We start from the raw sequence: 26,886 nt of genomic DNA, 5'->3' as shown, positions 1-26,886 counted from the left end.
GGCCCGCCCGTCGGGGTACGTCGGGACGCCGAGGTCACAGTGGCCGTTCTGTAGAAGGACGACATGACCACTTCCTCCCGCACGCCGCTCGGCGTGACGCTCGTCGACGGCGGCGCGAACGTCGCGCTCTTCTCCAGCAGCGCCGAGCGCGTCGAGTTCTGCCGGTTCGACGAGGACGGCACCGAGCACCGCACCGAACTCCGTCACCGCACGGGCTACACCTTCCACGACGTCGTCCCGGACGTCACCGTCGGCACCCGCTACGGCTTCCGCGTGCACGGTGCCTGGGACCCGGCGAAGGGCCTCCGCCACAACCCGGCGAAGCTCCTGCTCGACCCCTACGCCACCGCCGTCGACGGCACCTACGAGTGGGGCCAGGCGCTCTTCGGCCACGACATGGACGACCCGGAGCGGATCGACGAGACCGACTCGGCCCCCGCGATGCCGAAGTCCGTCGTCGCCGACCGCGACTTCGACTGGGGCGACGACACGCGACCCGGCACGACGCTGGCCGACACGGTCTTCTACGAGGTCCACGTCAAGGGCTTCACGAAGCAGCACCCGGACGTGCCCGAGGAGATCCGCGGCACCTACGCCGGACTCGCGCACCCGGCGGCGATCCAGCACCTGACGGACCTCGGCGTCACCGCGGTCGAGCTCCTCCCGACGCACCAGTTCGTGCAGGACTCCACGCTCGAGGACAAGGGGCTGCGGAACTACTGGGGCTACAACAGCATCGGGTTCTTCGCGCCGCACGACGAGTACTCGTCCTCGGGCACCGCGGGGCAGCAGGTCGCCGAGTTCAAGGCGATGGTCAAGGCCCTGCACGCCGCGGGCCTCGAGGTCATCATGGACGTCGTCTACAACCACACCGCCGAGGGCAACCACATGGGCCCGACGCTGTCGTTCAAGGGCATCGACAACGAGTCGTACTACCGGCTGGTCGAGGGTGACGAGGCGAACTACTTCGACACGACCGGCACCGGCAACAGCCTGAACGTGTCGCACCCGGCGGCGCTCGGGCTCATCACCGACTCGCTCCGCTACTGGGTCGAGGAGATGCACGTCGACGGCTTCCGCTTCGACCTCGCCACGACGCTGACCCGCCAGGACGGCGAGGCGGAGAAGCACTCGGCGTTCCTCGACATCATCCACCAGGACCCGGTGCTCCGTGAGGTGAAGATGATCGCCGAGCCGTGGGACACCGCGGGCTACCAGGTCGGTGGCTTCCCGGCCGACTGGTCGGAGTGGAACGGCAAGTACCGCGACGACCTGCGCGCGTTCTGGCGCGGCGACGCGGGCACCCTGGGCGACGCCGTCCAGCGGGTCCTCGGCAGCCCGGACGTCTACGAGGGCTCCCGGCGATCCCCGCTGTGCTCGGTCGACTTCGTGACCGCCCACGACGGTTTCACGCTCGCCGACCTCACGATGTACGCCGAGAAGCACAACGAGGCCAACGGCGAGGACAACAACGACGGGGAGAGCGACAACACGTCGTTCAACGGTGGCGTCGAGGGACCGACCGACGACGGCGTGGTGAACGACTACCGCGACCGGCAGCGTCGGAACTTCCTCGGCACGCTGCTGCTCTCGGCCGGCGTGCCGATGATCCTCGGTGGCGACGAGATCGCCCGGTCGCAGGGCGGCAACAACAACGCCTACTGCCAGGACGACGAGATCTCGTGGTTCGACTGGGGGGCGGCCGACCGGGACCTGCTCGCCTTCACGACGGCGGCGATCGCGTTCCGACGCGACCACCCGTCGCTCCGTCCCGAGTGGTACCGCACGGCACCGGGTGACTCCGACTCGACGGTCGACGTCCTCCGCGCCGACGCGCGGGGGTTCGAGGACGCCGACTGGGCGGACGGCGGCAACCGCGCGGTCATGCTCGTGCTGCGGCACGGTGAGGACACGGTGGCGGTGCTGCTGAACGCGTCGGAGACCACCGTCGAGTTCACCCTGCCGGAGAAGCCGGGCGGTGGGCGCTGGTCCCTCGGGCTGTCGAGCGACCCGGACCAGGCGGTCGGTGACGACGCCACGACGGTGCTGCTCCGCGACGCGTCGTTCACGGCGTTGGTCTGATCGCTCGCGCGACCATCTGACGGACGGGAGCGCGCCCCGCTCAGCGGCAACGCGAAGCGTTGCGCGGGGCGCGCCGACCGAGCCTGCGAGGGAGGAGTGCCGGCTGGCACCGCGCCTCCCGTCCATCGTCGACCCGAGGCCGGTTTCACTGCTCCGGCAGGTACTCGTGCCGGAGATCGGGCACCACTTCCGCGATGTGGTCGTAGTCGTGGTCCGCAGTCAGCACGATGGCCTCGTTCGCGATCGCGTAGGCGGCGATCAGCACATCCACTGCTCCTGCACCTCGGACGTACCCTCCGTTCCACAGCGCAGCCTGGAGGTCGAGCACGTCGACCTCGCTCGGATGTTCCTCAGCAGGGAAGAACACCTCCATGTCGCGCCGGAACGCTGCATGCTCGTCGGCATCGCGCGCGGAGAAGCAGTACTCGAGCACCTGTGGTGGGCAGGTGAGGATGAGGTCCTGCGTCGACACCACGCGGAGTCGCGCCGCGATGGCCGGTCTGCGCGCGGCCTTCCACCACACAGAGTTGTCGACGATGTATGCGCTCACGCCTCGTCCGAGGGGACTCCCGGCGCGGCGTAGTGCACGACGGGAGCTTCCGTCTGCTCCTCTGTGAAGGTCCGGCCGATGATCCGCTCGACGGCGGCAGGCTGTCGTCGGACAGCGATGAGCGTCTGGAGTGCGCGGTTCACGACATCGCGGTTCGTGCGCGCACCCGTGAGTTCCTTGGCGGTGTCGAGCACTGCCTGGTCGAGATCGATCGTCGTGACGGTCATCGTGTCCTCCGCTCTTCGTCCCTGGAGATGTGACTATACACCCGCTTATATAAGAGCGGCCACAGCGGACCTGTTCGCCGCCCCCGGCGCTCCCGGGTCGTCGTCAGCCGCCGATGCGGATCAGCTTCTTGTTGACGAACTCGTCGGCCCCGAGCGGGCCGAGCTCGCGACCGAAACCGCTCGCCTTGACCCCGCCGAAGGGGAGCTCCGGGCTGTCCGCACCGACGATGTTCACGTAGACCATCCCCGCCTCGATGCGATCGGCCACGCGCAGCGCCTGCTCCGCATCGGTGGTGAACAGGTACGAGCCGAGGCCGTACGGGGTGTCGTTCGCGATCGTGATGGCGGCGTCCTCGTCCTCGACCCGGTACACGGCGGCGACGGGGCCGAAGAACTCCTCGCGGTAGGCGTCGTTGTCCGGCGTGACCCCGGTGAGCACGGTGGGGGTGAAGGCGTTGCCCTGTCGCTCACCACCGGTCACGACCGTCGCGCCCTGCTCGCGCGCGCTGTCGAGCTGCGCGGCGAGTCGGTCGGCGGCTGCCGGCGAGGACAGCGGACCGAGCTCGGCGCCGGGCGTGGTCGGGTCGGTGGGGGCGACCGCGGCCATCGCGGCGGTGAACTTCGCCAGGAAGTCGTCGTACAGGTGGTCGGCGACCAGGAAGCGCTTCGCGGCGTTGCAGACCTGACCGTTGCCCTCGAGGCGGGTGGCGACGGCGGACTCGACCACGGCGTCGAGGTCGTCGGTCGAGAGCAGGATGAACGGGTCCGACCCACCGAGCTCCAGCACGACCTTGGTGAGGTTGCGGCCGGCGATCTCGGCGACCGCGGCTCCGGCGCGGGCGGATCCGGTCAGCGAGACGCCCTGCACGCGCGGGTCGGCGATGACGTCGGCGACCTGGTCGTTCGTCGCGAAGACGTTGGTGTACGCGCCGACGGGGAAGCCGGCGTCGTGGAAGATCGCCTCGATCGCCAGGGCGGACTCGGGACACTGCGGGGCGTGCTTCAGCAGCACGGTGTTGCCGATGACGAGGTTCGGGCCGGCGAACCGGGCGATCTGGTACGCGGGGAAGTTCCACGGCATGATGCCGAGCAGGACACCGATCGAGGACTTCCGGATGAACGCGCTGCCCTCGCTGCCGTCCGCCAGCACGATCGGCTGGTCGGCGAGGAACTCCTCGGCGTGGTCGGCGTAGTAGTCGTAGATGTCGGCGCAGAAGTCGACCTCGCCCACGGCCTGGTCGATCGGCTTCGCCATCTCGCGGACGATCGTCGCGGCGAGGTCGTCCCGACGCTCCCGGTACAGCTCGGCGACGCGGTGCAGCAGTGCGGCGCGGTCGGCGACGGTGCTCGTGCGGGACCACCCGGCGTGCGTCTGGTCGGCGGTGTCGACGGCCCCACGGAGTTCGTCGTCGGTGATGGTCGGGAACGTGGCGAGGGTGTCGCCGGTGGCAGGGTCGGTGACCGCGTAGACGGTGGCCGTGTCGTTCATCGTGTCTCCTGTGTGGTTCGGGCCGGGCGGTGGTTCAGACCTGGTCGGTCAGCTGCTTGTTGACGCCGGTGACGGGTTGGTTCTCGTCGAACCCCTTCGGCTGGATCCGGAACCCCTTCGTGATCACCAGCAGGTACACGAAGCCGATCGCGGCCCAGACGCCGCCGGCGATGAGGGCGTCGGCGTGCAGCTGAGACCAGAGAACACCGGTCAGCAGCATCGCGACGCCGGGCAGGACGATGAAGGAGAAGCGGTCGCGGGCGGTGCGACGCCGGCCCTGGCGCCAGGCGAAGTGCACGATCACCGTCAGGTTGACGAAGGTGAAGGCGATGAGCGCACCGAAGTTGATGTAGGCCGAGACGGTGTCGAGCGAGAACGTCATCGCCAGGAGCGTGACCGCCCCGACGATCACGACGTTCGGGATGGGCGTCCGGGTGCGCGGGCTGACGTAGCCGAAGACCTTCTTGGGCAGGACGTTGTTGCGGCCCATCACGAGCAGCATGCGGGCGACGCTCGCGTGGGACGCCAGTCCGGAGGCGAGGGCGGCGACGAACCCGGCGGAGACGAGGACGGCCTGGAACACCTTGCCGCCGACGAGCAGCCCGATCTGGGGCAGCGGGTCGTCGGTGAACTCGCCGAACGGGGCGTTGGTCGGGAAGCGGAGCTGGGCGAAGTACGCCGAGACGAGGAAGATCAGGCCGCCGATGAGGACGGTCAGCAGGATCGCCTTCGGCATGATGCGGATGCTCTTCGCCTCCTCCGTGTACATCGTCACCGCGTCGAAGCCGATGAACGAGAAGCACACGACCGTCGCCCCGGTGAGGAGGGCCGACATCGTCACGCCGTCGTGGACGAAGGGCTCGGTGCTGACCACGGTGCTGGCTCCGGCGCCCTCGACGAGTTCGATCACGGCGAAGACGACGAACGCGATCATCGCCAGGATCGCGCCTATGAGCAGCACCATGTTGAGGTTCGAGGTGCCCCGCATCGACAGGCAGATCACCGTCGTCACGAACAGCGTGTAGACGACGACGGTGACCCAGGCGGGCAGCGCGGGGAAGACCTGCTCGAGGTAGAGGCGGATGATCAGCGCGTTGACCATCGGCAGCAGCAGGTAGTCCAGCAGCGACGCCCAGCCGACCATGAAGCCCGCGTTCGGGTGGATCGACTCCCGCACGTAGGTGTACGCCGACCCCGCCGCCGGGTACACGCGGACCATCTTCCCGTAGCTGATCGCCGTCAGCAGCATGATCACGAGCGCGATGAGGTACGCGCTCGGCACGGCACCGTCCGTCTCGCCGGACACGATGCCGAAGGTGTCGAACACCACGGTCGGGGTCATGTACCCGAGCCCGAGGCCGACGATCGCCCACAGCCCGAGGCTCCGCTTCAGGGACCCGCCGCGCGCTGGCCGGGGCGGGGCGGAGACGATCGTGGGTGACGCCATGGGGGAGTTCCCTCCTGCTCGCGGCCGGAGCCGCGGGGGCCGGGGTCCGTGCGACGGTGCACGGACCGGGTCGGGTGGACCGGTCCGCTGACGATACCGACGCGGTGCCCTGGGCCGGACCCGCCACCGAGTACACCCGTCACCACGCCGCTGTACGCGGTGTCGCTTGCCGTCGCGGGCGTCGGTTCCAACGCGGCGCGCACCCTGGGACCGGCCGGGAAGACGCTCAGCCAGCAGCCCGGAACCGCCGGGTCCCTCCCGGCGCGACTCCCTACGATCGGCTCCGCGCGACCGGCACCGGGCCGGACGCGAGCCGGACGAGGACGACCGATGACACGGACACCAGGGACCCGCTCCCGCTCGACGGGACTGCTCGCCGCCGGCCTGGTGGTCGGCCTCGCGCTCGGTGCCGCCGGCGGCTGGGGAGCCGCGCACCAGGCCAGCGCCGCACCCGCCGGGCGAGCCGTCGCGGCGGAGCCGACCCGCGCCTCCACGGCCCACGCGACGAGCGTGCCGACCGCGCGTCCCGCCACGCTCGCACCGACCGCTGCGGCCACCGGCGGGATGCCCGCCGCCGAGGCACCGGGCACCACGCCGCAGCCGTCGAGCCTCGACCTCGCGACGACGTGGACCGCGCCCACCGACCTGCCCGCGACGGGGCGACTGCTCCGCGTGACGATCCCGGCCACGCGGTCGCACTTCGCCGCCCGGCAGGCACTGCTCTACCTGCCGCCGGCCGCACTCACGGCCGACCCACCGGCGCTCCCCGTCGACGTGCTGCTGTCCGGGCAGTCCCGCGGAGCCGGCCCCGACGACGTGCAGACCGGCGGGCAGATCGAGCGGACCATGGACGCCCTCGCGACGCTCGACCGCGGACTCGCACCCGTCGTCGTCGTCCCCGACCAGCTCGGCCCGCAGTCGGCGAACCCGATGTGCGTCGACGGGAAGCTCGGCAACAGTCGGACCTACCTCACCCAGGACGTGCCGGCGTGGGTGACGAGCCACCTCCGCGTGCAGACCGCCGCGTCGGCGTGGACCATCGGCGGGTTCTCGCAGGGCGGCACCTGCGCGATCCAGCTCGGCGCCGGCGACCCCGCGCGGTTCGGCAACCTCATCGACGTCTCGGGCGAGGACGGGCCGTCGCTCGGCAGCGTGACGAAGACGATCACCGAGGGCTTCGCCGGGAACCGGGCGGCGTGGGCGGCCGCGCAGCCGGCGGCGCTGCTGCGGGCCGGTGCGCCGTTCCGGGACTCGAACGCGTTCTTCGCCGCCGGGGCCCTCGACACGACCTACGGTCCGGTCATGCCGGTGATGGCCGAGCGCGCCCGGGCCGCGGGCATGCACGTCGCCACCTGGGTGGTGCCCGGTGGCCGGCACAGCTGGGTGACGGCACGGGCGGCGCTCGCCGCGGGGCTCGACTGGCTGCAGCCGCGGGTCGGGCTCGGGGCGCCTGCGGCCTGACGTCTCCTGCGCCGCGGGCGCTCACCGGATCCGCTTCCTGAGCAGCATGTCCGCCCGCGCTCGTCCCAGGTCGGTCTGCAACGGGTCGAGCGCCTCGGTGAGCGTGTCGAGCACCCCCAGCGCACGTGCTGTCCGCAGAACGACGTGGAACCCGACCGACGGGTCGCCGTGTTCGAGCTTCCTGAGCGTGGCCCGCGTGATGTCGGCGCGATCGGCGACCTGCTCGGCCGTCAGGCCGAGGATCTTCCGCCACCCCGCGAGGTCCGATCCGATCGCTCGCGCGGAACGCGTGATGGCTGCCGGGAAGGGTTGTGCGAGTCGCGGATCCTGCTCACTCATGGTCACTGCAGTACGCATTACGGTGCGTAATGGCTACTGAAGTGATCTTTACTGCATCGCCGGCTGCTGCTGCGTGATGCAGTGCAGCCCGCCGCCCCGGGCGAACACCTCGCGGGCATCGACCGCACGCACCTCGCGCCCCGGGTACACGTCCGCGAGGATCCCCCGCGCCCGGTCGTCCGCCACCGGGTCGCCGAACGCGCACGCGATCACGGCACCGTTCACCACGACGTGGTTGACGTAGTTCCAGTCGACCGGGCCGCCCGCGTCGGTGAGCGTGCTCGGCGCCGGCAGTTCGACGATCGTGGCGTCGGTCGCCTCCTCGAGCGCCCGGCGGATCATCGGCATCACGAGGTGGTCCGGGTGGCCGGCGTCCGGCTGAGCGTGCAGCAGCACGGTGTCCATCGCGGCACCCGCGAAGGTCGCCACCATGTCGACGTGCCCGCGGGTGCCGAACCCGTCGTAGTCGCGGGTCAGCCCGCGCGGGAGCCAGACCACCTCGGTCGCACCGATCGTCCGCGCCAGTTCGTGCTCCACCCGCGCGCGGTCGGCGTACGGGTTCCGACGGGGATCGAGCTGGACCGTCTCGGTGACGAGGACCCGCCCCGTACCGTCGACGTGGATCGCCCCGCCCTCGTTGACGAGCAGCGAGGGGATCCGTTCCGCGCCGGCCGCCGCGGCCACCGTGGCAGCGACCTCGGCGTCGCGCGTCCACGTCGACCACGGGTTGGCGCCCCACCCGTTGAACACCCAGTCGACGGCGCCGAGCGCACCGGTCACGTCGTCGAGCACGAAGGTCGGGCCGATGTCCCGCATCCAGAAGTCGTCGAGGGGCGTCTCGAGCACGTCGATGCCGCCCGACAGCAGCCGGCGGGCGTCGTCGCGCGCGACCGGGTCGACGACCACGGTGACCGCCTGGTGTTCGGCGATCGCGTTCGCGGTCGCCGCCCAGACGCGACGAGCCCCCTCGGCGCTCGCCGGGTCGTCGCCGAGGGTGAGCCCGGGGCGTGGGAACGCCATCCAGGTGCGGTCCTGCGGCGCGGTCTCGGGAGGCATGGCCCACGTCATGCGCGCACCTCGCGTTCGGCGTCGGTCGCCGCCACCGCGATGGCCGCGTCGATCGCGTCGCGTGCGCCGAAGGCATGGCGCTCCTCGTCGACGGGGTCGACGAGCGTGCCGTACAGGTCGGGTCGCCGGGTGACGTAGAAGGGGAAGAGCCGGAGCCACTCGGTACGGGCCTCGAGGTCGAGGTCGGCGACGAGCACGACGCTCGCGTCCCGGGGTGCCTCGACGAGCACGCGGCCGAACGGGTCGGAGATGAACGAGGACCCGTAGAAGGTGATGTCGCCCTCGTCGCCCCACCGGTTCGGCACGACCATGAACTGCCCGGCGGTGATCCCGTTCGCCACGATCACCTGTCGCCAGATCGGCGCGGTGTCGAAGTCGGGGAACGTCGGCTCGGAGCCGATGGCGGTCGGGTACGCCAGGACCTCGCTGCCGGCGAGGCCGTACGACCGGGCGACCTCGGGGAACCACTCGTCCCAGCAGGTCGGCAGTCCCACTCGGGCACCGAGTCCGGTCGGTTCGTAGACGGGGAAGGCATCGGCGTCGGCACCCGGGCGGAAGTAGGTGTCCTCGTAGTACCCGGCGCTGATCGGGATGTGGGTCTTGCGCGTCCGACCGACGAGCATGCCGTCCGGGGCCACGAGGACGGCCGTGTTGTAGCCGCGCGGGTCCTCGGGGAGGTCGTCGGCGGCGGGCCGTTCGTACAGGGACGCGTGCACGAACACCCCGTGCTGCGTCGCCCGGTCCCGGGCGAACGCGACGGTCGGGCCGTCCTCCAGCGACTCGGCCGTGTCCTTCGGTGTCCCGCTGGCCGGGGTGTCGCCCGGGTACCGCGAGAGCGTGAGCTCGGGGAGGAACACCGCGGTGGCGCCGTTCGCGGCCGCGGTGGCGATGCCGTCAGCGAGCTGTGCACGGTGCGCCGTTGGGTCGTCGAGCCAGCGCGACTGGACGAGGGCGACGCGCACCCGGCGTCGGGGTCTGCCCGTGTCCTCGTGCAGGGGAGACGGCTGCGGTGTGCCGGTGATGACGTCCATGTCGCCATTGTTGATCGTGCGATCAACGAGCGCAAGCCCCACGGTGTTCTCTTGGTGCATGAGCGAACCCGTCGTCACGCCGCTCGGCTTCTCGCACGTGCGGCTGACGGTCACCGACATCCGACGCAGCAAGGCGTTCTACGAGCAGTTGTTCGGGATGCCTCCCGGCAGCGACTTCAGCGACCAGATCGACGACCCGACGATCCACGACGATCCGTGGCGGACCTACGGCGGGTGCTCCTTCACGTTCGGCGGGCAGACGCTCGGCCTCCGTCCGGTCGCGCCCGTGGGGGACCGGTTCGACCCCGACCGGGTCGGCCTCGACCACGTGTCGTTCCGGGTCGCCTCGGTCGACGAGCTCCATGCCGCGGTCGGTCGGCTCGACGCGGCCGGGATCCCGCACGGCGAGGTGACCGACCTGCCGCCGTTCGGGCTCGTGATCCTGTCCGTGCAGGACCCGGACGACGTCAACCTGGAGTTCGCGGCGCCCCGAGGGTGACGGTCGTTCGGCGTGTGTGTCACGCCAAGAGGAGCTGTCCGCGCCGTCGCCGTCCTGGGAGCATCACGGCATGCTCGACAACCTGATGGGGCCCGGAGCCTCCCTCTCCCTCGTAGCCGTGCTCGTCGCACTGGTGTGCCTGTGGGTGGCTGCGGTCCGGTCGATCCTCCGTGACCCGGGCCTGTCGAACGAGGGCAAGGTCGGGTGGATGATCGCGGTGTTCGTCGCACCGTTCCTCGGCGTGATCGCCTGGTACGCGACGCAGCTGGACCCGATCGTGACCCAGGGCATCCGCCGCCGCGGTGGACGGGCACTGGGGGTCGCGTTCGTGTTCCTCGTGTTCCTCGAGGTGTTCGCGGCGTTCTCGACGTTCTTCGGGATGCTGATCGGCCAGACGGCGTACGCGTCGTGCACGTCGGACCACACGGTGTGCGCGGACGGCGTCGGGGGGGACCGCGCTGATCGCCGTCCCCATCCTGTCGCTCGCGATCGCGATCACCACGTGGACCCTCGGCGCCGAGGGGCCGCCCACGCTCAGGCGGCGCGTGTGGACCCCGGCCGTCGGGCTCGTGTCGATCGTCGTGGTCTTCCTGCTCGGGCTCCTGGCGATCGACCTGTCCATCGGCTGACGTGGTCGCCGCTGTCCGGTCGGCGCGCGCGTCCCCCGGGTGTCGAGGTGACTCCAGAACTCCCGGCGTTGGCTGATCCGGTCAGACAACAGGAGGACACATGAGCACGACCTGGTTCATCACCGGCGCGTCCAAGGGCTTCGGTCGCGAGTGGACGGAAGCGGCACTCGAGCGCGGGGACTCCGTCGCCGGGACGGCCCGCAACCCCGAGGACGTGCAGGCGCTCGTCGACCAGTACCCGGACACCTTCCTGGCCGTGCAGCTCGACGTGACCGACCGCGAGGCGGACGTCGCAGCGGTCCAGCGTGCCGCCGAGCACTTCGGTTCCCTCGACGTCGTCGTCAACAACGCCGGCTACGGCCACTTCGGCATGGTCGAGGAGCTCACCGAGGACGAGGTGCGCGCGCAGCTCGAGACGAACCTGTTCGGCGCGCTCTGGGTCACCCAGGCGGCGCTGCCGATCATGCGCGAGCAGGGTTCCGGGCACATCATCCAGGTGTCGAGCATCGGCGGGATCAGTGCGTTCCCGACGGTCGGTGCGTACCACGCGTCGAAGTGGGCGCTCGAGGGCCTGTCGCAGTCGCTGTCGCAGGAGGTCGCGGGCTTCGGCATCCACGTCACGCTCGTCGAGCCCGGCGGGTTCTCGACGGACTGGTCCGGTCCGTCCTCGAAGCACAGCGAGGAGATCGCGGCGTACGCCGACGTCCGGGAGGCCGCGTCGAAGCGTCCGTCCGCCGCGGACCCCGGGAAGCCCGAGGCCACGCGGTCCGCGATCCTGAAGGTCGTCGACGCCGAGGAGCCGCCGCTGCGGGTCTTCTTCGGCAAGGCGCCGCTCGGCATCGCGGAGCGGGACTACGAGTCGCGTCTGGCGACCTGGCGCGAGTGGCAGCCGGTGGCCGAGGAGGCCCACGGCGCCTGACGGACCGAACGGTCAGGGGTGCCCGACCGCCGAGCTGACGACGGCGAGCAACCGGAGTCGCTCGGCGGTCTCGCTGCCGGGTTCGGCGGTGTACACGAGCAGGTTCTGCGAGCTGTCCGGGTCCTGCAGGACCTGGCACTGCAGGGTGAGCAGCCCGACCTCCGGGTGGCGGTAGGCCTTCACGTCACGTGGGCGGATGCCGACCTCGTGGCGCGCCCAGACCGCGCGGAACTCCTCGCTCGTCGCGAGGAGCCGTTCGGCCAGGTGTGCGGCCCGGGAGTCGGGACCGCGGCGAGCGATGACGGTGCGGAGACCCGAGGCGTACATCCGGGACAGGAAGGGGTGGTCCTCGACCGGGTGGACGTCGCGGGACGCCGGGTCGGCGAACCACCGGTACCCGATGCTGCGGTCATCGCCGCGCCGACCGCTGGCGTCACCCGTGAGCTGAGCGGCGAGGGGTGTCTGTCGGAGGGTCTCGCCCAGCTCGGTGACGATCTCGGCCGGACTGTCGGCGAGCCGGTCGAAGATGCGCATCATGCCGGGACTGACGTGGTCGCCGCCGGACGCGGCCGTCGGTGGTTCATGGCCGGCGAGGCGGAAGAGGTGGTCGCGCTCCGCGATCGTGAGGCGCAGGCCCTGCGCGATCGACGCGAGCATCTGGTCGGAGGGCTGCGGACCGCGCTCCCGTTCCAGCCGCGCGTAGTAGTCGACGGACATGTTGCTCAGCAGCGCCGCCTCTTCGCGCCGCAGCCCGCTCGTGCGACGGCGCTGCCCCCGGGGGAGGCCGACGTCCTCGGGCTGCAGGGCCGTCCGACGGCTCCGGAGGAAGTCCGCGAGGGACGCTCGGTCGATCATGCGCCCATCCTCTCCCGGGGCGTCGACCGCAGCCACGGATCGTCAGGCCGTGGTTGCGTGTGGAGGACGCGGCAACGATCGTCTCGGGTGCCGGATCGGGTGCTCACGACGACGGAAGAGGCGGACCATGGCACGGAACGAACGACTGACCCTCCCGGACCTCGGCGGACGCCGGGTCCTCGTGACCGGAGCGAGCGACGGCATCGGACTCGAGATCGCCGCGCGCTTCGCCGGCGCGGGTGCCGAGGTCGTCGTCCCGGTGCGGAACCGCGAGAAGGGCTCGGCCGCCGTCGACCGGATCACCGCGCGGCACCCGGGAGCCACGGTGGTGCTCGAGGACCTCGACCTGTCCTCGCTCGAGTCGGTCGCGACGCTCGGGGAGCGGCTGCGGTCCGAGGGCACGCCGATCGACGTCGTCGTGGGGAACGCCGGCGTGATGAACCCACCGGAGCGGCAGACCACCCGGGACGGCTTCGAGCTGCAGTTCGGCACCAATCACCTCGGGCACGTCGCGCTCGTCGGTGGCCTCCTCCCCCTGCTCCGTGCCGCGAACGGCCGCGTCGTGATGCAGTCGAGCGTGGCGGCGCAGCGGGCCTCGATCCGGTGGGACGACCTGCAGTCCGAGCGGGACTACGACGTCGCGCGGGCGTACGGGCAGTCGAAGCTCGCGTGCGCGCTGTTCGCCCTCGAGCTCGGTCGGAGGAGCCGGGCCGGTGGGTGGGGGATCACGAGTGCGGTCAGCCACCCCGGCGTCGCACCGACGAGCCTGCTCGCCGCGCGCCCGGAGATCGGACGCTCTGGTGACACCGTGGCCGTCCGGCTGATCCGCTGGCTGTCGGCGCGCGGGCTCCTCGTCGGGACACCGGCATCGGCGGCGGAGCCGGCCCTGCTCGCGGCGACCGACGCGGACCTCGACGGCGGGTTCGTCGGTCCGACCGGACTCGGGCAGCTCGGCGGACCGGCGGGCCGACGCACGCCGTGGGCACCCCTGCTCCGCGTTGACGACGCCGCTCGCCTCTGGGACGTGTCGGAAATGCTCGTCGGGAGTGCGGTCAGCTGATGATGTTGACGGCGCGCGAGATGACGAGCGCGAGCAGGATGAACCCCCCGATCGACTGGTAGGCCATGATCATCTTCGCCCGGACCGTCAGCGGCATGGTGTCCGTCGGGCTGAACGCCATCATGTTCGTCAGCGCGACGTAGAGGTAGTCGAGGTACACCGGTCGCCAGCCGGCGGAGGTCGGGTCGGTCTCCTGCGGGAACTGGAAGTCGGCGCGGTCCCTCGTCCACAGGTCCGGCCGTCGTCGGGCCACGGGGCCACCGCGGTCGAGCTCCCAGTACACGAGCCCGAAGGCGATGATGCTGCTCACCCAGACCTGCAGCGCCGTGAGCAGCACCGCGCCGCCGTCGGGATGCCCGTGCAGCAGTTCGTCGAGGGTCCGCACGACCGTCAGCTGGTTCGCGACGGTCAGCAGGACCGCGAGACCGGTGGACAGCCATCGCGACCACGTGGTCTCGCGGCTGAGCCGCCGCGGGTTGAACACGATGAGCGGGGTGAGGAGCAGGACCCCGAGGAGCGGGACGACCCAGGACGGGAAGAACAGCACCTCGTCCGGCAGGAACAGGCTGAGCGCGAGGTTCACCAGCACGGCGACGGCGACCGGTGCGCGGTGCTCGTGCTCGGGTGTCGTCCGCGTCGTCGTGCTCACGGTCGCCAGTGTGGCACCGCCGAGGACCGCAGCCGCGGAGAACGCGGTGTGGACCTGCTCAGTCGGCGTGCACGGCGACCGGTCCGCGTGCCGGCACCCGGTCGTCCTCGACGTCCGCCCGGACCACCGCGAGCGCGAACCCGCGCCGACCGCGGGTCGCCCAGACCGCGACGACCGACGTGACGGCGAGCACGAACGCGAGGAACCCGGAGAACGGGACGTCGACGGCGAGCAGGGCCGCCCACCCGCCGGAGCCGAGCGCCCAGCGCACCACGCGCCTCCCGGCCCCCGGTGTGGGTGTCGGTCGGAGACGCACGACGTGCTCGCCGAGGGTCCGACCCGTCGCGAGCACGATCGCGAGCTGCAGCGCGGGGGCCACCAGGGCACCGACGGTGACGAGCGTGCCGAGCACCGGGTCCTGGTCGTCGCGTCCGGTGAGCGCCCACGCCAGGGCCGTCCCGACGCTGAGCGTGCCGGACAGCAGCCAGATCGCCAGGACGTCCGCGAGCATGCCCGAGAACCGGCGTGCGGCGGTCACCGGCCGGGGCGCCTCGGCGTCGGTGGTGCGGCCGGAGCCGGCCAGCAGTCCGACGAGCGGCGCGAGGAGGGTGCCGAGGACGGCGCCGGTCGTGTTCGCGAGCAGGTCGTCGACGTCGAACAGGCGGTACGCGCACGGGTACAGGAACCAGTCGCCGGTGAGCTGGGTCGTCTCGATGAGCAGGGAGACCACGAAGCCGGCACCGAGGCCGACGAGCAGACCGGTGGACACCCGTGTCCGGGCGACGGCGTGACGGGCGAGTGCGCCGAGGGGCACGAACAGCAGCACGTTGAACAGCACCTGCGCGGACGCCGGGTTGGACAGGAACGAGCGGGGTCCGGAGATCCCGCCCTCCTTCGCGACGTCCCCGAGGAACGCGAACGGTGTCAGCTGCGGCGAGGCCGCGTTCCGGCACATCGTGGCGACGTCGTCGGGCAGCGGGAGCAGCGTGTAGGTCACGAGGGCGAGGGCGTAGACGAGCGTGCCGAACGCGACGAGCGAGCGTCGGAAGCCGAGCTGCCCGTGACGGCGGTACTCCCACGCCGTCCACGGCACGAGGGCCGCCACGGCGAGGACGATCCCGACGACGAAGGCGATCACGCCCGGCAGCACGCTTCCCATGCGTTCGACGGTACCGACCGCCTGGGCGCCCGGAGCGGATGTCAACCGCTCGACGGACCCGGGATCGACCGGTCGTCGCACGACGTCGCACCCAGCGGGGGACGACCGCCGGGACCCGGCTGCGCAGGCTGGTGCCATGTCCGAACAGCAACGTCCCGTCGTCCGTCTCCTCGCCGCCGCCGCCGTGGCCGGGTCCGTCGCCGTCCTCGCCACCGGCTGCAGCGTCGTGCAGCGGCAGACCGGCGACGCCTGGGCCGTGACCTACGAGGTCAGTGTCGACCGGCCGAGCGGAGCCGAGCTCTCCGACGTGCGCGTCGAAGGCGCCGAGCGCCGCGGCGACGTGCCGGAGGTACACCGGCTCGGCTCCGAGGAGACCGGTGCCGGAGACGGCGACGGGTCGCGCTGGTCGCACGACACGATCGTCCTCGCCGAGCAGCGCGCGTCCGTGCGGGCCACCCCGGGCGCGGGCGCGACGGCGACGTGCCGGATCCTGCTCGACGGGAAGCGAGAGATCGCGCGCGAGACGTCCGTCCGACCGGGTGGCGTGGTCCGGTGCCGGGTGGCCACCCCGGCCTTCGACTGACCGCGGTTCCGGATCAGCCGGGCAGCGGCTCCGCCAACGACGCGGGCGTCACCTCGTGCCCGAGCAGGTTCCCCGCCGCCCGTAGGCCGGACAGCAGTGCGCCGTGCACGGTCGCGGGGTCGTCGCCCCACGTGGCCTCGCCGGCGAGCTGCACCCGCCCGGACGGCGTCCCGAGCAGGTCGTGGTCGTCCGGGGACGCCCCGACGTGCAGGTACGAGTACGACCCGCGCGCGAAGGGGTCCGCCGCCCACCGGGTGATCCGCACGGCGTCCGGTTCCGGTACCGCGGCCCCGAACATCCGACGGAGCGCCTCGACTGCCTCGTCGACGACCAGGGCGTCCGGCAGCGACTCGATCCGCCGAGCACCTGCCCCGCCGACGAGTGCCGCGAGCACGGGTTGCCCGCTCACCCGGGACATGTCGTACCAGGAGTGCCAGTCCACCCCCGCCGGGCCCTGCTGCCGCACGACCCAGTCGTCGCCCCAGAAGCGCTCGGGGAAGCGCAGGAACACCTTGTCGTAGACGCCCATGCCGAGCCGGCCCATCGCGTCGAGGACGGCGGGGTCGAGTGGCGGCTCGAAGGTGATCGCGCCGGCCTGCAGCACGCCGAGCGGCGCGGTGACCACGACGTGCGCGGCGGACAGGGTCGTGCCGTCGGCGAGTTCGACGACGGTGCCGTCGGCGGACTGCCGGACGGCCATGACGACCGACGAACGCCGGACGTCGAGCCCGTCGGCGAGGGCGTGCGCGTACTGGGCGTACCCGGCCGGGAACACGACCTCGTCGCCGGGGACGTGTTCCTCGTCGAGCCCGTGCGCGTCGAGGACCGTGACCGGCGCACCGCAGAGGTCCTCGGACCGGTGTGCCGTGTACTCGCGGACCCGAGCCGCCCGGTCGCCCTCGATCCGCAGGTCGCGCAGCACCGTGTTCACCGCGACGGCATAGGTGGACGGTGGCGGCGCGTGCTCGACCACGGCCGGCAGGGCGGCGTCGAGGGCGTGCAGGTCGGCGACGAACGCCGCGGCCTCGGCGTCCGTCAGCCGCCGGCCGGACGGGGCGTGCCATCCGATCGGGCGGCCGTCGAACTGGAAGCTGCCGACCGTGAACTCGACGGTCTCGATCCCGAACGCCGGTGCCAGCGCCCAGAGCGGGTTGCCCTCGACGCCGTGGATCCAGGACGCGCCGAGGTCGACCGGCACGCCGAGGGCGTCGTCCGTCCAGGTGCGGCCGCCGATGCGGTCGCGGGCTTCGAGCACGACGACGCCGTGCCCGCCCTGCGCGAGTGCCCGGGCGGCGGCGAGCCCGGAGACCCCGGCCCCCACGACGATCACGTCAGCGTCCATCAGTGTCCTCCGGTCAGGGGCGCCATCAGCCGCGCCGCGAGGCTCGGCCGGCCGGTCAGTGCTTCCTCGCGGTCGGCGAGGTCGGTCACCACGAGTCCGGCGTTCGCGCCGAGGAACCGGAGCGGCTCGGGTTCCCAGTCGGGCGAGCGGTGGTTCACCCACGGCAGCGCGGTCAGCGACGAGTCGACGCCGCGCACGAGGTCGGCGAGCGTCCGACCTGCCAGGTTCGTCGTCGACAGGCCGTCGCCGACGTAGCCGCCGGCGGTGCCGACGTGGCCGTCCCAGGTCACGGACGCGCACCAGTCGCGGGGGACGCCGAGCGGTCCGCCCCACGTGTGCGTGACGGGTGCGTCCCGGACGGCGGGGAACAGCTCCACCAGGGACCGCCGCAGGTGCTCGAACACCCGCGGGATCCGGTCGTACCCGGGGGTGATGGACGATCCCCAGTGGTAGCGGGCGCCGCGGCCGCCGAACGCCAGGCGGTCGTCGGCGGTCCGCTGCCCGTAGACGAGCAGGTGCCGGTGGTCCGAGAAGGTCTGGCCGTGCTCGAGCCCGACACGGTCCCACACCGCCGCGGGCAGCGGCGCCGTCGCGATCATGAGCGAGTACAGCGGCAGGATCCGCCGCTTCGTCTGGGCGAGCTGCGCGCCGTAGCCCTCGACGGCGATCACGACGGCGCCCGCCGTCACGGTCCCGCGCGAGGTGACCACGCGGCCCCGGTCCCAGGACGAGGCGGGCGTGTGCTCCGCGATCCGGACGCCCCGCGCCTCCAGTGCGGCTGCCAGGCCACGCACGAGCGCTGCGGGCTGCACCCGCGCGCAGTCCGGGGTCCACGCGACGCCGGCCGATCCGGCCGCGTCGCCGGGGCGTGCGTCGCGGTACGTCATGTCGTCGCCCCACGCGGCCGATGAGGCGACCTCGTCGCGAGCCGCGCGCTCCTGCACGGCGGATCGCGCGTAGAGGACGGTGCCGCCCTTGACGTAGTCGCAGTCGATCTCGGCCTCGGCCGCTGCGCGTCCGACCTCGTCGACGGTGTCGCGCATCGCCCGACGCAGGGCGAGCGCCGCGTCGCGGCCGTGCTCGCGTGCGATCGCGTCGGCGGATCGCGGGAACAGCGCCGAGCACCAGCCGCCGTTGCGGCCGGACGCACCGAACCCGGCGATCTCCCGTTCCACGACGACGATCTGGAGGCGCGGGTCGGCCTGGTGCAGGTACCACGCGGTCCAGAGACCCGTCAGTCCACCGCCGACGATGCAGACGTCCGCGGTGGTGTCGCCGTCGAGCGGCAGCCGGGGCGTCAGGTCGTCGCGGCCGCTCGTGACGAGCGCGTCGAGCCAGAACGAGACGCCCCGGTAGCCGGTCACGGTCAGATCTTCGTCCAGGCCTCGGACAGGACGCTCCGCAGGATCGACGTCATCTCGCGGAACTCCGGCTGGCCGATGGTCAGCGGCGGTGCGAGCTGCACGACGGGGTCGCCGCGGTCGTCGGCGCGGCAGTACAGCCCCGCGTCGAAGAGCGCCTTCGACAGGAACCCGCGCAGCAGGCGCTCGGACTCGGCGTCGTCGAACGTCGTCTTGGTGGCCTTGTCCTTCACGAGCTCGATGCCGTAGAAGTACCCGTCACCGCGGACGTCCCCGACGATGGGCAGGTCTCGCAGCGTGTCGAGCTCGGCCTTGAAGAGCGGGGCGTTCTGCTGCACGTTCTGGAGCAGTCCCTCCTCCTCGAAGATGTCGAGGTTCTCCATCGCGACGGCGGCCGAGACGGGGTGCCCGCCGAACGTGTAGCCGTGGTAGAAGGTCGTGTCACCCGAGGCGAACGGCTCGAAGAGCTTGTCGCTGATGATCGTCGCGCCGATGGGGGAGTACCCCGAGGTCATCGCCTTCGCGCACGTGATCATGTCCGGGACGAAGCCGTAGGTGTCACACGCGAACATGGTGCCGATCCGGCCGAACGCGCAGATCACCTCGTCGGAGACGAGCAGCACGTCGTACTCGTCGCAGATCTCGCGGACCCGCTGGAAGTACCCGGGCGGCGGGGTGAAGCAGCCACCGGAGTTCTGGACCGGCTCGAGGAAGACCGCGGCGACGGTGTCGGGGCCCTCGAACTCGATCATCTCGCGGATGCGCTCGGCCGCCCAGAAGCCGAACTCCTCCTCGCTCTCGCCGGCGAAGCCCATCTCGGCGGCGCGGTAGTAGTTCGTGTTCGGCACGCGGAAGCCGCCGGGTGCCAGGGGTTCGAACATCTGCTTCATCGCCGGGATGCCGGTGATCGCGAGGGCGCCCTGCGGGGTGCCGTGGTACGCCACCGCTCGGGAGATCACCTTGTGCTTCATCGGCTTGCCGCGGAGCTTCCAGTAGTACTTCGCGAGCTTGAACGCGGTCTCGACGGCCTCGCCGCCGCCGGTCGAGAAGAACACCTTGTTGAGGTCGCCGGGAGCGTGGTCGGCCAGGCGGTCGGCGAGCTCGATCGCCGCGGGGTGCGCGTACTACCAGATCGGGAAGAACGACAGCGTCTCGGCCTGCTTGGCGGCCATCTCCGCCAGGCGCTTCCGACCGTGCCCGGCGGCGACGACGAACAGGCCGGACAGCCCGTCGATGTACTCCTTGCCGTGGCTGTCGTAGACGTGGTGCCCCTCGCCGCGGACCATGATCGGCACGTCGGCGCCGGCCTGGTTCGCGCCGTGTCGGGCGAAGTGCATCCAGAGGTGGTCGCGCGACTTCTGCTGCAGCGCGGCGTCGTCCACCGGGGCGAACGGGTCGTAGGAGCCCAGTCGGGCACGTGGTTCGGAGATGGTCATCGCGTTCCCCAGTCGTAGAGCTGTTTGCGGAGTTGCAGGTAGACGAAGGTCTCGGTGCCGGCGACACCGGGGATCGCCCGGATCGTGCCGTTCAGGAGCTCGATCAGGTCGTCGTCGTCCTCGCAGACGACCTCGACCATGAGGTCGAAGCTCCCGGCGGTCATGACGAGGTAGTCGACCGCCGGGAGCCGTTCGAGTGCATCGGCGACGGTTCGGGTGTCGCCGCTGACCCGGATGCCGATCATCGCCTGGCGGTGGAAGCCCAGTTGCAGGGGGTCCGTGACCGCGACGATCTGCATGACGCCGGTCTCGGTGAGCTTCTGCACACGCTGCCGGACCGCCGCCTCGCTGAGACCGACCGCCTTGCCGATCTCGCCGTACGGACGGCGCCCGTCCGCCTGGAGTTGTTCGATGATCCGTTTCGAGGTGTCGTCGATCGGTCCCGGACGTCGTGGTGCTGCCGCCATGCCGGACAGCATGGCAGCGGCCACTCCACTGCGCAAGGGATTTCGTTGTGAACACGATGTTTCGCGACGATTTCCGTTGTTACGGTTCACCACAACCTGCGGAATCTTCTTCCGAACGGCCCCGTTCCGTGCCAGTATCGCCGCCATGCTGGAGACCACGAGGACGGCCGAGGTCCGGAACTTCATCGGGGGTGCGTCCACCCCGGTCCGGGCCGAGACGACGTTCGAGCTGATCGACCCGACGAACGAGCGGTCCTACGGCACATCCCCGGTGTCCGGCACCGCGGACGTCGACGCCGCGTTCACGGCGGCGAGCACGGCGTTCGACTCCTGGCGCCGCACGACCCCCGGGGAACGGCAGCTCGCCCTGTTCCGCATCGCCGACGCGATGGAGCAGCGTGCCGAGGAGTTCGCCGACCTCGAGTCGCTCGACACCGGCAAGCCCCGCGCCACCCTCGTCGAGGACGAGATCCTGCTGTCCGTCGACCAGATCCGGTTCTTCGCCGGCGCGGCCCGGAACCTCGAGGGGCGGAGCGCCGGCGAGTACCTGGCCGACCACACGTCGTTCGTCCGGCGCGAGCCCGTCGGTGTCGTCGCCCAGGTCACCCCGTGGAACTACCCGCTCAACATGGCGGTGTGGAAGGTCGCACCGGCGCTCGCCGCGGGCTGCACCACCGTGCTCAAGCCGAGTGACACGACGCCGCTGTCCACCCTGCTCCTCGCCGAGGTCGCCGCCGAGTTCCTGCCGGCCGGTGTCCTCAACGTCGTCGTCGGGGACCGCACCACCGGCGCCGCGATGATCGACCACCCCACGCCGCAGCTCGTCTCCATCACCGGCTCCGTCCGCGCCGGCATGGAGGTCGCCCGCGCCGCCGCCGGCGACCTCAAGCGCACGCACCTCGAGCTCGGCGGCAAGGCACCGGTGATCGTCTTCGACGACGCCGACATCCCGTCCGCCGTCGCCGGCATCGTCGCCGCCGGGTTCTTCAACGCCGGGCAGGACTGCACCGCCGCCACGCGCTTGCTCGTGCAGGACGGCATCCACGACGAGTTCGTCGCGGCGCTGGCCGAACGGGCGCGGACCCACGCGCAGACGGGGCCGTCCGGTGCCTTCGGCCCGGTGAACAACGCGAACCAGCTCGCCCAGGTCCGGTCGTTCGTCGACACGCTCCCCGACCACGCGACGATCGAGCTCGGCGGCAGCCGGCTGGGTGACACCGGCTACTTCCACGAGGCGACGATCGTCTCCGGACTCCGGCAGGACGACCGGGCCGTGCAGCAGGAGATCTTCGGTCCGGTGCAGACGGTGCAGCGCTTCTCGACCGACGAGCAGGCGCTCGCCTGGGCGAACGGGGTCGAGTACGGCCTCGCGAGCTCGGTGTGGACGACCGACCACGCGCGGGCGATGCGCTTCGCCCGTGACCTCGACTTCGGGTGCGTGTGGATCAACACGCACATCCCGATCGTCGCCGAGATGCCGCACGGCGGCTTCAAGCACTCCGGCTACGGCAAGGACCTGTCCCAGTACGGGTTCGACGACTACACCCGCATCAAGCACGTCATGTCCTACATCGGCTGAACACGACCCCCGACCCCGAGCAGCAGGAGGCACCATGGCAATGACCGGCACGTTCGCCGAATCGGGAGCCGATCTCCGGCTCGACCGGATCACCAAGTCCTTCCCCGGCCACACCGCGGTCGACGCGCTCGACCTGACCGTCCCGGCCGGTTCGTTCTTCGCACTGCTCGGCCCCTCGGGCTGCGGCAAGACGACGACCCTGCGCCTGGTCGCCGGGCTCGAGGAGCCCACGAGCGGCACGATCACGATCGGTGGGCGGGACGTCACCGACACGAAGCCGTACCAGCGCCCGGTCAACACGGTGTTCCAGAACTACGCGCTCTTCCCGCACATGAGCGTGCTCGAGAACGTCGCCTTCGGGTTGAAGCGCCGGCGGATCCCGGACCCGATGACCAAGGCGCGCGAGGCCCTGCACCTCGTCGAGCTCGACGCGTCGGCCTCGAAGCGTCCGTCGCAGCTGTCCGGCGGCATGCAGCAGCGCGTCGCACTGGCCCGCGCGATCGTGAACCGTCCGGCGCTCCTGCTGCTCGACGAGCCGCTCGGTGCGCTCGACCTCAAGCTCCGGCACCAGATGCAGCTCGAGCTGAAGACGATCCAGGCCGAGGTGGGCCTCACCTTCCTGCACGTCACGCACGACCAGGAAGAGGCGATGACGATGGCCGACACGGTCGCCGTCATGAACGGGGGTCGGATCGAGCAGATGGGGAGCCCGCAGGACCTCTACGAGCTGCCCCGCACGGCGTTCGTCGCGAACTTCCTCGGACAGTCGAACCTGCTCGAGGGCGAGGTCCGCGGGACCGACGGCGGGCTCCTGGTCGTCGCCACCGCGTCCGGCTCGATCGCCGTCCCGGCGGACCGTGCCGTCGCGACGACCGGTCGCGTGGTCGTCGGCGTCCGGCCCGAGAAGCTCAAGATCCGCACCGCGGAGCCCACCCCCGAGGCCGGACGCAACATCCTCGGGCCCGGACGGGTGGTCGACGTCTCGTTCTCGGGGGTCAGCACCCAGTACCTCGTCGACGTCCCCGGCGCGGGGCGCGTCTCGGTCTTCGCGCAGAACTCGAAGGGCGGGCCCCGGATCGCCACCGGCACCGAGGTCTGGCTCACGTGGGGCGTCGACCACGGGTTCGGCCTGGAGGCGCACCCCGCCTCCGACGCGACCGTCACCGCCGGAGCCGACCCGCGCCTCCAGTCCGCACCCGCCACCGCGGGGGTGGGCGCGTGAGCACGCGCCCGGACCTCGTGCGCGGACTGACGTCCGCCCGTGTCAGCCGACGCGGCTTCCTCGCCGGCGGCGGGGCCGCCGCGGTCGCCGCGCTGCTGGCCGGGTGCAGCATCAAGGGCTCCGCCGCCTCGCTCGCCGAACACCCCGTGGACTGGAAGCGGTTCTGGGCCGACGCGACGGCCACGAAGCAGCTCAACTTCGCGAACTGGCCGCTCTACATCGACTCCGACCACGGCAAGTCCGAGTCGATCCAGCTCTTCGAGGAGGCCACCGGGATCACGGTCGACTACCAGGCCGTGATCCAGGACAACGCGACGTTCTACGCGACGGTGTCGCCGATCCTCCGGGCGCAGGGAGCGACCGGGTACGACCTCGTCGTGATGACGAACGGCTTCGAGCTGACCCAGATGATCAAGAACGGGTTCGTGTGCGAGCTCGACCACTCGCGGTTGCCGAACTTCGCGAAGTACGCCGGCGACTCGGTCAAGGACCCGACCTACGACCCCGGGAACGAGCACTCGGTCGTGTGGCAGACCGGGTTCACCGGCCTCGCCTACAACCCGAAGTACATCGACCGCGAGATCACGTCCTTCCAGGACCTGCTCGCCCCGGCGTTCCGGGGCCGCGTGGGACTCATGAGCGACAACACCGAGCTCGGGTCCCTCGGGCTCCTCGCGAACGGGATCGCCCCCGAGACGTCGACCCCGGCCGACTGGCGGACGGCGCAGGAGTGGCTGCGGAAGCTCCGCCCGAGCGTGACCGGCTTCTACGACCAGAGCTACATCAACAAGCTCGAGAACGGTGACACCTGGATCACCCAGGCGTGGTCGGGCGACGTGTTCCAGGCGCAGCAGTCCGGGTTCGAGCACCTGCGGTTCGTCACGCCCGATGAAGGCCAGATGATGTGGCACGACAACCTCATGATCCCCCGGCAGGCGGCGAACCCGGTGTCTGCCCTGGAGTGGATGGACTTCTACTACACGCCGAAGATCGCCGGCATCGTCGAGGACTACGTCAACTACGTCTGCCCGGTCCCCGCCGCGGAGGACTACGTACGGGACGAGCTGGACGACGCCACGGTGGCCGACAGCCCGCTCGTCTTCCCGTCGTCCGAGGTGCTCGACAAGTCGCACGAGTTCCGAGTGTTCGAGAACTACGACGAGTACTCGGAGTGGAACGGTGTCTTCAACGCGGTGGTGCAGTCGTGAGCGCGTCGGGCACGGTCGCCGTCGGCACGGCCGGGACCGCCGGTCGCGGGGCCGGACCGGATCCGTCGACCGTCCGGCGCGGTCGCCGGCTGCGGGTGCCGTTCCTGCTCGCCGTCGTCGGCGCCGCCTACCTGGCGGTGTTCTTCGTCATCCCGCTCGTGTCGGGCCTCGTCGTCTCGCTCATGTCGGGCAACCCGGACGACGGCTACACGTTCACGTGGAACTGGGGGGTCTACGGCGCGCTGTTCATCGACCCGCAGGTGCCGTACCTGACGTTCCTCGGCCGGTCGCTCTGGTACGGCGCGGCCGCCACCGTCGTCACCATCATCGTCGGGTACCCGGTGGCGTACTTCATCGCGTTCCGGGTGTCCCCGCGGTGGAAGAACCCGCTGCTCATGCTCGTGTTCGTCAGCTTCCTCGTGTCGTTCGTCATCCGGACCGACATGTGGGCGTTCGTCCTCGCGTCCCAGGGGCCCGTCGTCACGACGCTGCAGGCGATCGGTCTGGCGGGCAAGGACTTCCACATCCTCGGCACCGGCGGCGCGGTGGTCTTCGGTGACGCCTACAACGACCTGGCGTTCATGGTGCTGCCGATCTACGCCGCGCTCGAACGCATCGACCCGCGGCTCGGCGAAGCCGCCAACGACCTGTACGCGGGCAAGGTCCGGGCGTTCTGGCACACCACGCTGCCCCTGTCCCGCTCGGGCATCTTCGCCGGGGTCCTGCTCGTCTTCATCGACAGCGTGGGCGACCCGGTGAACTCGGCGCTCCTCGGCGGCACGAACACGTACACGATCGGGCAGGCGATCCAGGACGCCTACTCCGGCAACCAGCAGTACAACGTCGCCGCGGCGCTCTCGACCGCCCTGATGGTCGTGCTCGGCATCATCCTGTTCATCTACGCCCGCGTCTCCGGCACCGACGACCTCGAGGACCTCGTATGACCGCCGTCGCACCGTCCCGTCCGTCCGCCGCCCCGACCTCGCCCGCGACCGGCGCCGTCACCGGCCGTCCGCGCCGGCACGGGGTGAACCGCCGCGGGCCGTGGCTGGCGATCGTCTACTGGGTGACCATCGCGATCACCCTCGTGCCGATCGTCTACATGATCGTGTACTCGTTCAACGACGCCCCGACGAACCGGCTGTCGTTCGCCTGGAACGGGTTCACGACGTACTGGTACGCGAACCTCGTGAACGTCTCGGGGCTCGGACAGGCGTTCGTCACCTCGGTCGTCATCGCGTTCCTCGCCGCGATCATCTCGGTCGCGATCGGTCTGCCGCTGGCCCTGGCGCTCGAGCGCTACCGGTTCCCCGGGCGCGGTGCCGTCAACGCCGTCGTGTTCGCGGACATCGCGGCGCCGTCGATCGTCGTCGGGTCCGCGTCGCTGTCGTTCTTCCTGTCGGTCGGGCTCGGCACCGGGTTCCTGACGATCCTGCTCACGCACGTGGCGTTCGACGTCGCCTACGTCGTCGTGGTCCTCCGGGCGCGGATCGCCGGCACCTCGCGGGCGCTCGAGGAGGCTGCCGGGGACCTCGGGGCGACGCCGTTCCAGGCGTTCCGGCTCGTGACCCTGCCGCTGCTCGCCCCGGGCATGCTCGCCGCGGGACTCCTCGCGCTCGCGATGTCGATCGACGACTACGTGATCACCTCGTTCGTCGCCGGGCCCTCGGTCACGTTCCCGCTGTTCGTGTACGGCGCCGCCAAGGCCGGCATGCCGCCGCAGGTGCTCTGCTTCGGCACGCTCGTGTTCGCGGTGGGGCTGCTCGTGGCGCTGCTGAACGGAGCGCTGAACCGGCGGTTGGCGCGCACCCGCGGCTGACCCGGACTCGTAGGCTCGGGGGATGGACGTCATCGAGGTCGACGAGCGCGACAGCACGTGGGAGGACCCGCGCCCGCGCTTCCGCGTGTACGTCCAGCGCCCCGAAGGCGAGGTGTTCGCGACCGAGACGACCGACCTGCTCGAGGCCGACGTCCTGCAGGCCGTCGACTGGGCCCAGCGCCGCGCCGCCGAGCACGAGGGCGCGCTCTGGTCGATCGCACTCGTCTCCGACGACCGGCGCGGGCTGCGCGGGCTCACCTGGCTCGTGGGCTCGGACGCGAACGACCCTCCGGAGGACGGCCTCGACGTCGACCGACGCGCGCGCATGCGTGCACGCCGGTCGGATCCCGTCGTCGTGCCGCCCCGGGATCGGGCACCCGCCGACGACTGACCGTCACCGACGGC

The 26,886-nt window shown here is 71.3% G+C and carries 26 protein-coding genes and 1 pseudogene; 13 read left to right on the top strand and 14 right to left on the bottom strand.

Annotated features, from left to right (window positions below; all coding sequences use genetic code 11):
• Window positions 1-63: 63 nt before the first annotated feature.
• A complete protein-coding gene (gene glgX / locus ACIQUC_RS09470; protein ID WP_402266002.1) occupies window positions 64-2,082 on the top strand; it encodes a glycogen debranching protein GlgX in 2,019 nt (672 codons plus the stop codon).
• A gap of 145 nt (window positions 2,083-2,227) precedes the next feature.
• Here glgX and ACIQUC_RS09465 read toward each other — a convergent pair whose 3' ends face one another.
• From ACIQUC_RS09465 to ACIQUC_RS09450, 4 genes are all read right to left on the bottom strand, one after another.
• On the bottom strand, window positions 2,228-2,554 hold the full coding sequence (locus tag ACIQUC_RS09465; RefSeq protein WP_402265999.1) for a VapC toxin family PIN domain ribonuclease: 327 nt from the start codon (window positions 2,552-2,554) through the stop codon (window positions 2,228-2,230).
• A gap of 74 nt (window positions 2,555-2,628) precedes the next feature.
• On the bottom strand, window positions 2,629-2,859 hold the full coding sequence (locus ACIQUC_RS09460) for a type II toxin-antitoxin system VapB family antitoxin (RefSeq protein ID WP_402265997.1): 231 nt from the start codon (window positions 2,857-2,859) through the stop codon (window positions 2,629-2,631).
• A 103-nt stretch (window positions 2,860-2,962) separates the two neighbouring features.
• Complete coding sequence (locus ACIQUC_RS09455) at window positions 2,963-4,348, bottom strand: NAD-dependent succinate-semialdehyde dehydrogenase (RefSeq protein ID WP_402265994.1); 1,386 nt, start codon at window positions 4,346-4,348, stop codon at window positions 2,963-2,965.
• Between the two features lie 34 nt (window positions 4,349-4,382).
• Window positions 4,383-5,795, bottom strand: coding sequence for an APC family permease (locus ACIQUC_RS09450; protein WP_402265991.1), 1,413 nt, complete (start codon window positions 5,793-5,795; stop codon window positions 4,383-4,385).
• A gap of 330 nt (window positions 5,796-6,125) precedes the next feature.
• On the opposite strand from ACIQUC_RS09450, the gene ACIQUC_RS09445 reads away from it, so the two are divergent.
• On the top strand, window positions 6,126-7,256 hold the full coding sequence (locus ACIQUC_RS09445; RefSeq protein ID WP_402265988.1) for an alpha/beta hydrolase: 1,131 nt from the start codon (window positions 6,126-6,128) through the stop codon (window positions 7,254-7,256).
• 21 nt (window positions 7,257-7,277) lie between these two features.
• On the opposite strand, the gene ACIQUC_RS09440 is transcribed toward ACIQUC_RS09445, so the two are convergent.
• From ACIQUC_RS09440 to ACIQUC_RS09430, 3 genes are read right to left on the bottom strand one after another with little or no spacing between them, the layout of a single operon-like run.
• Window positions 7,278-7,595 carry a helix-turn-helix domain-containing protein gene (locus ACIQUC_RS09440; RefSeq protein WP_022908430.1) on the bottom strand — a complete coding sequence of 106 codons (318 nt, stop codon included), beginning with the start codon at window positions 7,593-7,595 and terminating at the stop codon, window positions 7,278-7,280.
• Window positions 7,596-7,643: 48 nt separating this feature from the next.
• Complete coding sequence (locus ACIQUC_RS09435; protein WP_402265985.1) at window positions 7,644-8,663, bottom strand: agmatine/peptidylarginine deiminase; 1,020 nt, start codon at window positions 8,661-8,663, stop codon at window positions 7,644-7,646.
• A complete protein-coding gene (locus ACIQUC_RS09430) occupies window positions 8,660-9,694 on the bottom strand; it encodes a nitrilase-related carbon-nitrogen hydrolase (RefSeq protein WP_402265982.1) in 1,035 nt (344 codons plus the stop codon). The genes ACIQUC_RS09435 and ACIQUC_RS09430 overlap by 4 nt, the downstream gene beginning before the upstream one ends.
• Window positions 9,695-9,752: 58 nt before the next feature.
• On the opposite strand from ACIQUC_RS09430, the gene ACIQUC_RS09425 reads away from it, so the two are divergent.
• From ACIQUC_RS09425 to ACIQUC_RS09415, 3 genes are all read left to right on the top strand, one after another.
• Complete coding sequence (locus tag ACIQUC_RS09425) at window positions 9,753-10,193, top strand: VOC family protein (protein WP_402265979.1); 441 nt, start codon at window positions 9,753-9,755, stop codon at window positions 10,191-10,193.
• A 70-nt stretch (window positions 10,194-10,263) separates the two neighbouring features.
• Window positions 10,264-10,926 carry a PLDc N-terminal domain-containing protein gene (locus ACIQUC_RS09420; protein WP_402265977.1) on the top strand — a complete coding sequence of 221 codons (663 nt, stop codon included), beginning with the start codon at window positions 10,264-10,266 and terminating at the stop codon, window positions 10,924-10,926.
• Window positions 10,923-11,741, top strand: coding sequence for an SDR family oxidoreductase (locus ACIQUC_RS09415; RefSeq protein ID WP_402265974.1), 819 nt, complete (start codon window positions 10,923-10,925; stop codon window positions 11,739-11,741). The genes ACIQUC_RS09420 and ACIQUC_RS09415 overlap by 4 nt, the downstream gene beginning before the upstream one ends.
• Window positions 11,742-11,753: 12 nt before the next feature.
• On the opposite strand, the gene ACIQUC_RS09410 is transcribed toward ACIQUC_RS09415, so the two are convergent.
• Window positions 11,754-12,596 carry a helix-turn-helix transcriptional regulator gene (locus tag ACIQUC_RS09410; protein WP_402265972.1) on the bottom strand — a complete coding sequence of 281 codons (843 nt, stop codon included), beginning with the start codon at window positions 12,594-12,596 and terminating at the stop codon, window positions 11,754-11,756.
• A gap of 127 nt (window positions 12,597-12,723) precedes the next feature.
• Here ACIQUC_RS09410 and ACIQUC_RS09405 point away from each other — a divergent pair, with 127 nt between their 5' ends.
• Window positions 12,724-13,656 carry an SDR family oxidoreductase gene (locus ACIQUC_RS09405; RefSeq protein ID WP_402265970.1) on the top strand — a complete coding sequence of 311 codons (933 nt, stop codon included), beginning with the start codon at window positions 12,724-12,726 and terminating at the stop codon, window positions 13,654-13,656.
• Here the strand turns inward: ACIQUC_RS09405 and ACIQUC_RS09400 are convergent.
• Both ACIQUC_RS09400 and ACIQUC_RS09395 read right to left on the bottom strand, forming a co-directional pair.
• Window positions 13,649-14,305: a DUF1345 domain-containing protein gene (locus ACIQUC_RS09400; RefSeq protein WP_031263233.1), complete on the bottom strand. Its 657-nt coding sequence runs from the start codon at window positions 14,303-14,305 to the stop codon at window positions 13,649-13,651. The two genes, ACIQUC_RS09405 and ACIQUC_RS09400, sit on opposite strands and share 8 nt — an antisense overlap.
• A 58-nt stretch (window positions 14,306-14,363) precedes the next feature.
• Window positions 14,364-15,464: a VanZ family protein gene (locus ACIQUC_RS09395; RefSeq protein ID WP_022908440.1), complete on the bottom strand. Its 1,101-nt coding sequence runs from the start codon at window positions 15,462-15,464 to the stop codon at window positions 14,364-14,366.
• 136 nt (window positions 15,465-15,600) lie between these two features.
• On the opposite strand from ACIQUC_RS09395, the gene ACIQUC_RS09390 reads away from it, so the two are divergent.
• Entirely contained in the window at window positions 15,601-16,047 is a 447-nt protein-coding gene (locus tag ACIQUC_RS09390; protein WP_402265965.1) for a hypothetical protein, read from the top strand.
• Window positions 16,048-16,060: 13 nt separating this feature from the next.
• Here the strand turns inward: ACIQUC_RS09390 and ACIQUC_RS09385 are convergent, their stop codons facing one another.
• The 4 genes and pseudogenes from ACIQUC_RS09385 to ACIQUC_RS09370 all read right to left on the bottom strand — a co-directional run bounded on the left by ACIQUC_RS09385 (window position 16,061) and on the right by ACIQUC_RS09370 (window position 20,665).
• Window positions 16,061-17,389 (bottom strand): flavin monoamine oxidase family protein, encoded by a 1,329-nt coding sequence (locus ACIQUC_RS09385; protein WP_402265962.1) that lies wholly within the window; start codon window positions 17,387-17,389, stop codon window positions 16,061-16,063.
• The gene (locus ACIQUC_RS09380; RefSeq protein ID WP_402265959.1) at window positions 17,389-18,753 is read right to left on the bottom strand and encodes an NAD(P)/FAD-dependent oxidoreductase; all 1,365 of its coding nucleotides are present in this window, start codon (window positions 18,751-18,753) and stop codon (window positions 17,389-17,391) included. The genes ACIQUC_RS09385 and ACIQUC_RS09380 overlap by 1 nt, the downstream gene beginning before the upstream one ends.
• Window positions 18,754-18,755: 2 nt before the next feature.
• A pseudogene (locus ACIQUC_RS09375) lies at window positions 18,756-20,087 on the bottom strand (aspartate aminotransferase family protein).
• Between the two features lie 95 nt (window positions 20,088-20,182).
• The gene (locus ACIQUC_RS09370; RefSeq protein ID WP_022908445.1) at window positions 20,183-20,665 is read right to left on the bottom strand and encodes an Lrp/AsnC family transcriptional regulator; all 483 of its coding nucleotides are present in this window, start codon (window positions 20,663-20,665) and stop codon (window positions 20,183-20,185) included.
• 133 nt (window positions 20,666-20,798) lie between these two features.
• Here ACIQUC_RS09370 and ACIQUC_RS09365 point away from each other — a divergent pair, with 133 nt between their 5' ends.
• The 6 genes from ACIQUC_RS09365 to ACIQUC_RS09340 are packed head-to-tail and all read left to right on the top strand — an operon-like array spanning window position 20,799 to window position 26,872.
• A complete protein-coding gene (locus ACIQUC_RS09365) occupies window positions 20,799-22,232 on the top strand; it encodes an aminobutyraldehyde dehydrogenase (protein WP_402265956.1) in 1,434 nt (477 codons plus the stop codon).
• Window positions 22,233-22,266: 34 nt separating this feature from the next.
• On the top strand, window positions 22,267-23,454 hold the full coding sequence (locus ACIQUC_RS09360; protein WP_402265953.1) for an ABC transporter ATP-binding protein: 1,188 nt from the start codon (window positions 22,267-22,269) through the stop codon (window positions 23,452-23,454).
• Window positions 23,451-24,662 (top strand): PotD/PotF family extracellular solute-binding protein, encoded by a 1,212-nt coding sequence (locus tag ACIQUC_RS09355; protein WP_402265950.1) that lies wholly within the window; start codon window positions 23,451-23,453, stop codon window positions 24,660-24,662. Before ACIQUC_RS09360 ends, ACIQUC_RS09355 begins: the two co-directional genes overlap by 4 nt.
• Complete coding sequence (locus ACIQUC_RS09350; RefSeq protein WP_402265947.1) at window positions 24,659-25,606, top strand: ABC transporter permease; 948 nt, start codon at window positions 24,659-24,661, stop codon at window positions 25,604-25,606. The genes ACIQUC_RS09355 and ACIQUC_RS09350 overlap by 4 nt, the downstream gene beginning before the upstream one ends.
• Window positions 25,603-26,481, top strand: coding sequence for an ABC transporter permease (locus tag ACIQUC_RS09345; protein ID WP_402265944.1), 879 nt, complete (start codon window positions 25,603-25,605; stop codon window positions 26,479-26,481). Before ACIQUC_RS09350 ends, ACIQUC_RS09345 begins: the two co-directional genes overlap by 4 nt.
• 22 nt (window positions 26,482-26,503) lie before the next feature.
• Entirely contained in the window at window positions 26,504-26,872 is a 369-nt protein-coding gene (locus ACIQUC_RS09340) for a hypothetical protein (RefSeq protein ID WP_022908451.1), read from the top strand.
• Window positions 26,873-26,886: the final 14 nt, after the last annotated feature.

The organism is Curtobacterium sp. NPDC098951, assembly GCF_044759965.1.
Classification (GTDB): domain Bacteria; phylum Actinomycetota; class Actinomycetes; order Actinomycetales; family Microbacteriaceae; genus Curtobacterium.
Note: the sequence above shows the minus strand (reverse complement) of the source record. Positions and strands in the feature narration are given on the sequence as shown.

Bases quoted from the DNA above. Each gene is read 5' to 3' on its own strand.
- ACIQUC_RS09395 (WP_022908440.1), bottom strand. From the start codon at position 15,464: ATGGGAAGCGTGCTGCCGGGCGTGATCGCCTTCGTCGTCGGGATCGTC.
- ACIQUC_RS09370 (WP_022908445.1), bottom strand. From the start codon at position 20,665: ATGCTGTCCGGCATGGCGGCAGCACCACGACGTCCGGGACCGATCGAC.
- ACIQUC_RS09365 (WP_402265956.1), top strand. From the start codon at position 20,799: ATGCTGGAGACCACGAGGACGGCCGAGGTCCGGAACTTCATCGGGGGT.
- ACIQUC_RS09455 (WP_402265994.1), bottom strand. From the start codon at position 4,348: ATGAACGACACGGCCACCGTCTACGCGGTCACCGACCCTGCCACCGGC.
- ACIQUC_RS09360 (WP_402265953.1), top strand. From the start codon at position 22,267: ATGGCAATGACCGGCACGTTCGCCGAATCGGGAGCCGATCTCCGGCTC.
- ACIQUC_RS09390 (WP_402265965.1), top strand. From the start codon at position 15,601: ATGTCCGAACAGCAACGTCCCGTCGTCCGTCTCCTCGCCGCCGCCGCC.
- ACIQUC_RS09405 (WP_402265970.1), top strand. From the start codon at position 12,724: ATGGCACGGAACGAACGACTGACCCTCCCGGACCTCGGCGGACGCCGG.
- glgX (WP_402266002.1), top strand. From the start codon at position 64: ATGACCACTTCCTCCCGCACGCCGCTCGGCGTGACGCTCGTCGACGGC.
- ACIQUC_RS09410 (WP_402265972.1), bottom strand. From the start codon at position 12,596: ATGATCGACCGAGCGTCCCTCGCGGACTTCCTCCGGAGCCGTCGGACG.
- ACIQUC_RS09445 (WP_402265988.1), top strand. From the start codon at position 6,126: ATGACACGGACACCAGGGACCCGCTCCCGCTCGACGGGACTGCTCGCC.
- ACIQUC_RS09345 (WP_402265944.1), top strand. From the start codon at position 25,603: ATGACCGCCGTCGCACCGTCCCGTCCGTCCGCCGCCCCGACCTCGCCC.
- ACIQUC_RS09460 (WP_402265997.1), bottom strand. From the start codon at position 2,859: ATGACCGTCACGACGATCGATCTCGACCAGGCAGTGCTCGACACCGCC.
- ACIQUC_RS09430 (WP_402265982.1), bottom strand. From the start codon at position 9,694: ATGGACGTCATCACCGGCACACCGCAGCCGTCTCCCCTGCACGAGGAC.
- ACIQUC_RS09415 (WP_402265974.1), top strand. From the start codon at position 10,923: ATGAGCACGACCTGGTTCATCACCGGCGCGTCCAAGGGCTTCGGTCGC.
- ACIQUC_RS09440 (WP_022908430.1), bottom strand. From the start codon at position 7,595: ATGAGTGAGCAGGATCCGCGACTCGCACAACCCTTCCCGGCAGCCATC.
- ACIQUC_RS09425 (WP_402265979.1), top strand. From the start codon at position 9,753: ATGAGCGAACCCGTCGTCACGCCGCTCGGCTTCTCGCACGTGCGGCTG.
- ACIQUC_RS09435 (WP_402265985.1), bottom strand. From the start codon at position 8,663: ATGACGTGGGCCATGCCTCCCGAGACCGCGCCGCAGGACCGCACCTGG.
- ACIQUC_RS09385 (WP_402265962.1), bottom strand. From the start codon at position 17,389: ATGGACGCTGACGTGATCGTCGTGGGGGCCGGGGTCTCCGGGCTCGCC.
- ACIQUC_RS09450 (WP_402265991.1), bottom strand. From the start codon at position 5,795: ATGGCGTCACCCACGATCGTCTCCGCCCCGCCCCGGCCAGCGCGCGGC.
- ACIQUC_RS09340 (WP_022908451.1), top strand. From the start codon at position 26,504: ATGGACGTCATCGAGGTCGACGAGCGCGACAGCACGTGGGAGGACCCG.
- ACIQUC_RS09420 (WP_402265977.1), top strand. From the start codon at position 10,264: ATGCTCGACAACCTGATGGGGCCCGGAGCCTCCCTCTCCCTCGTAGCC.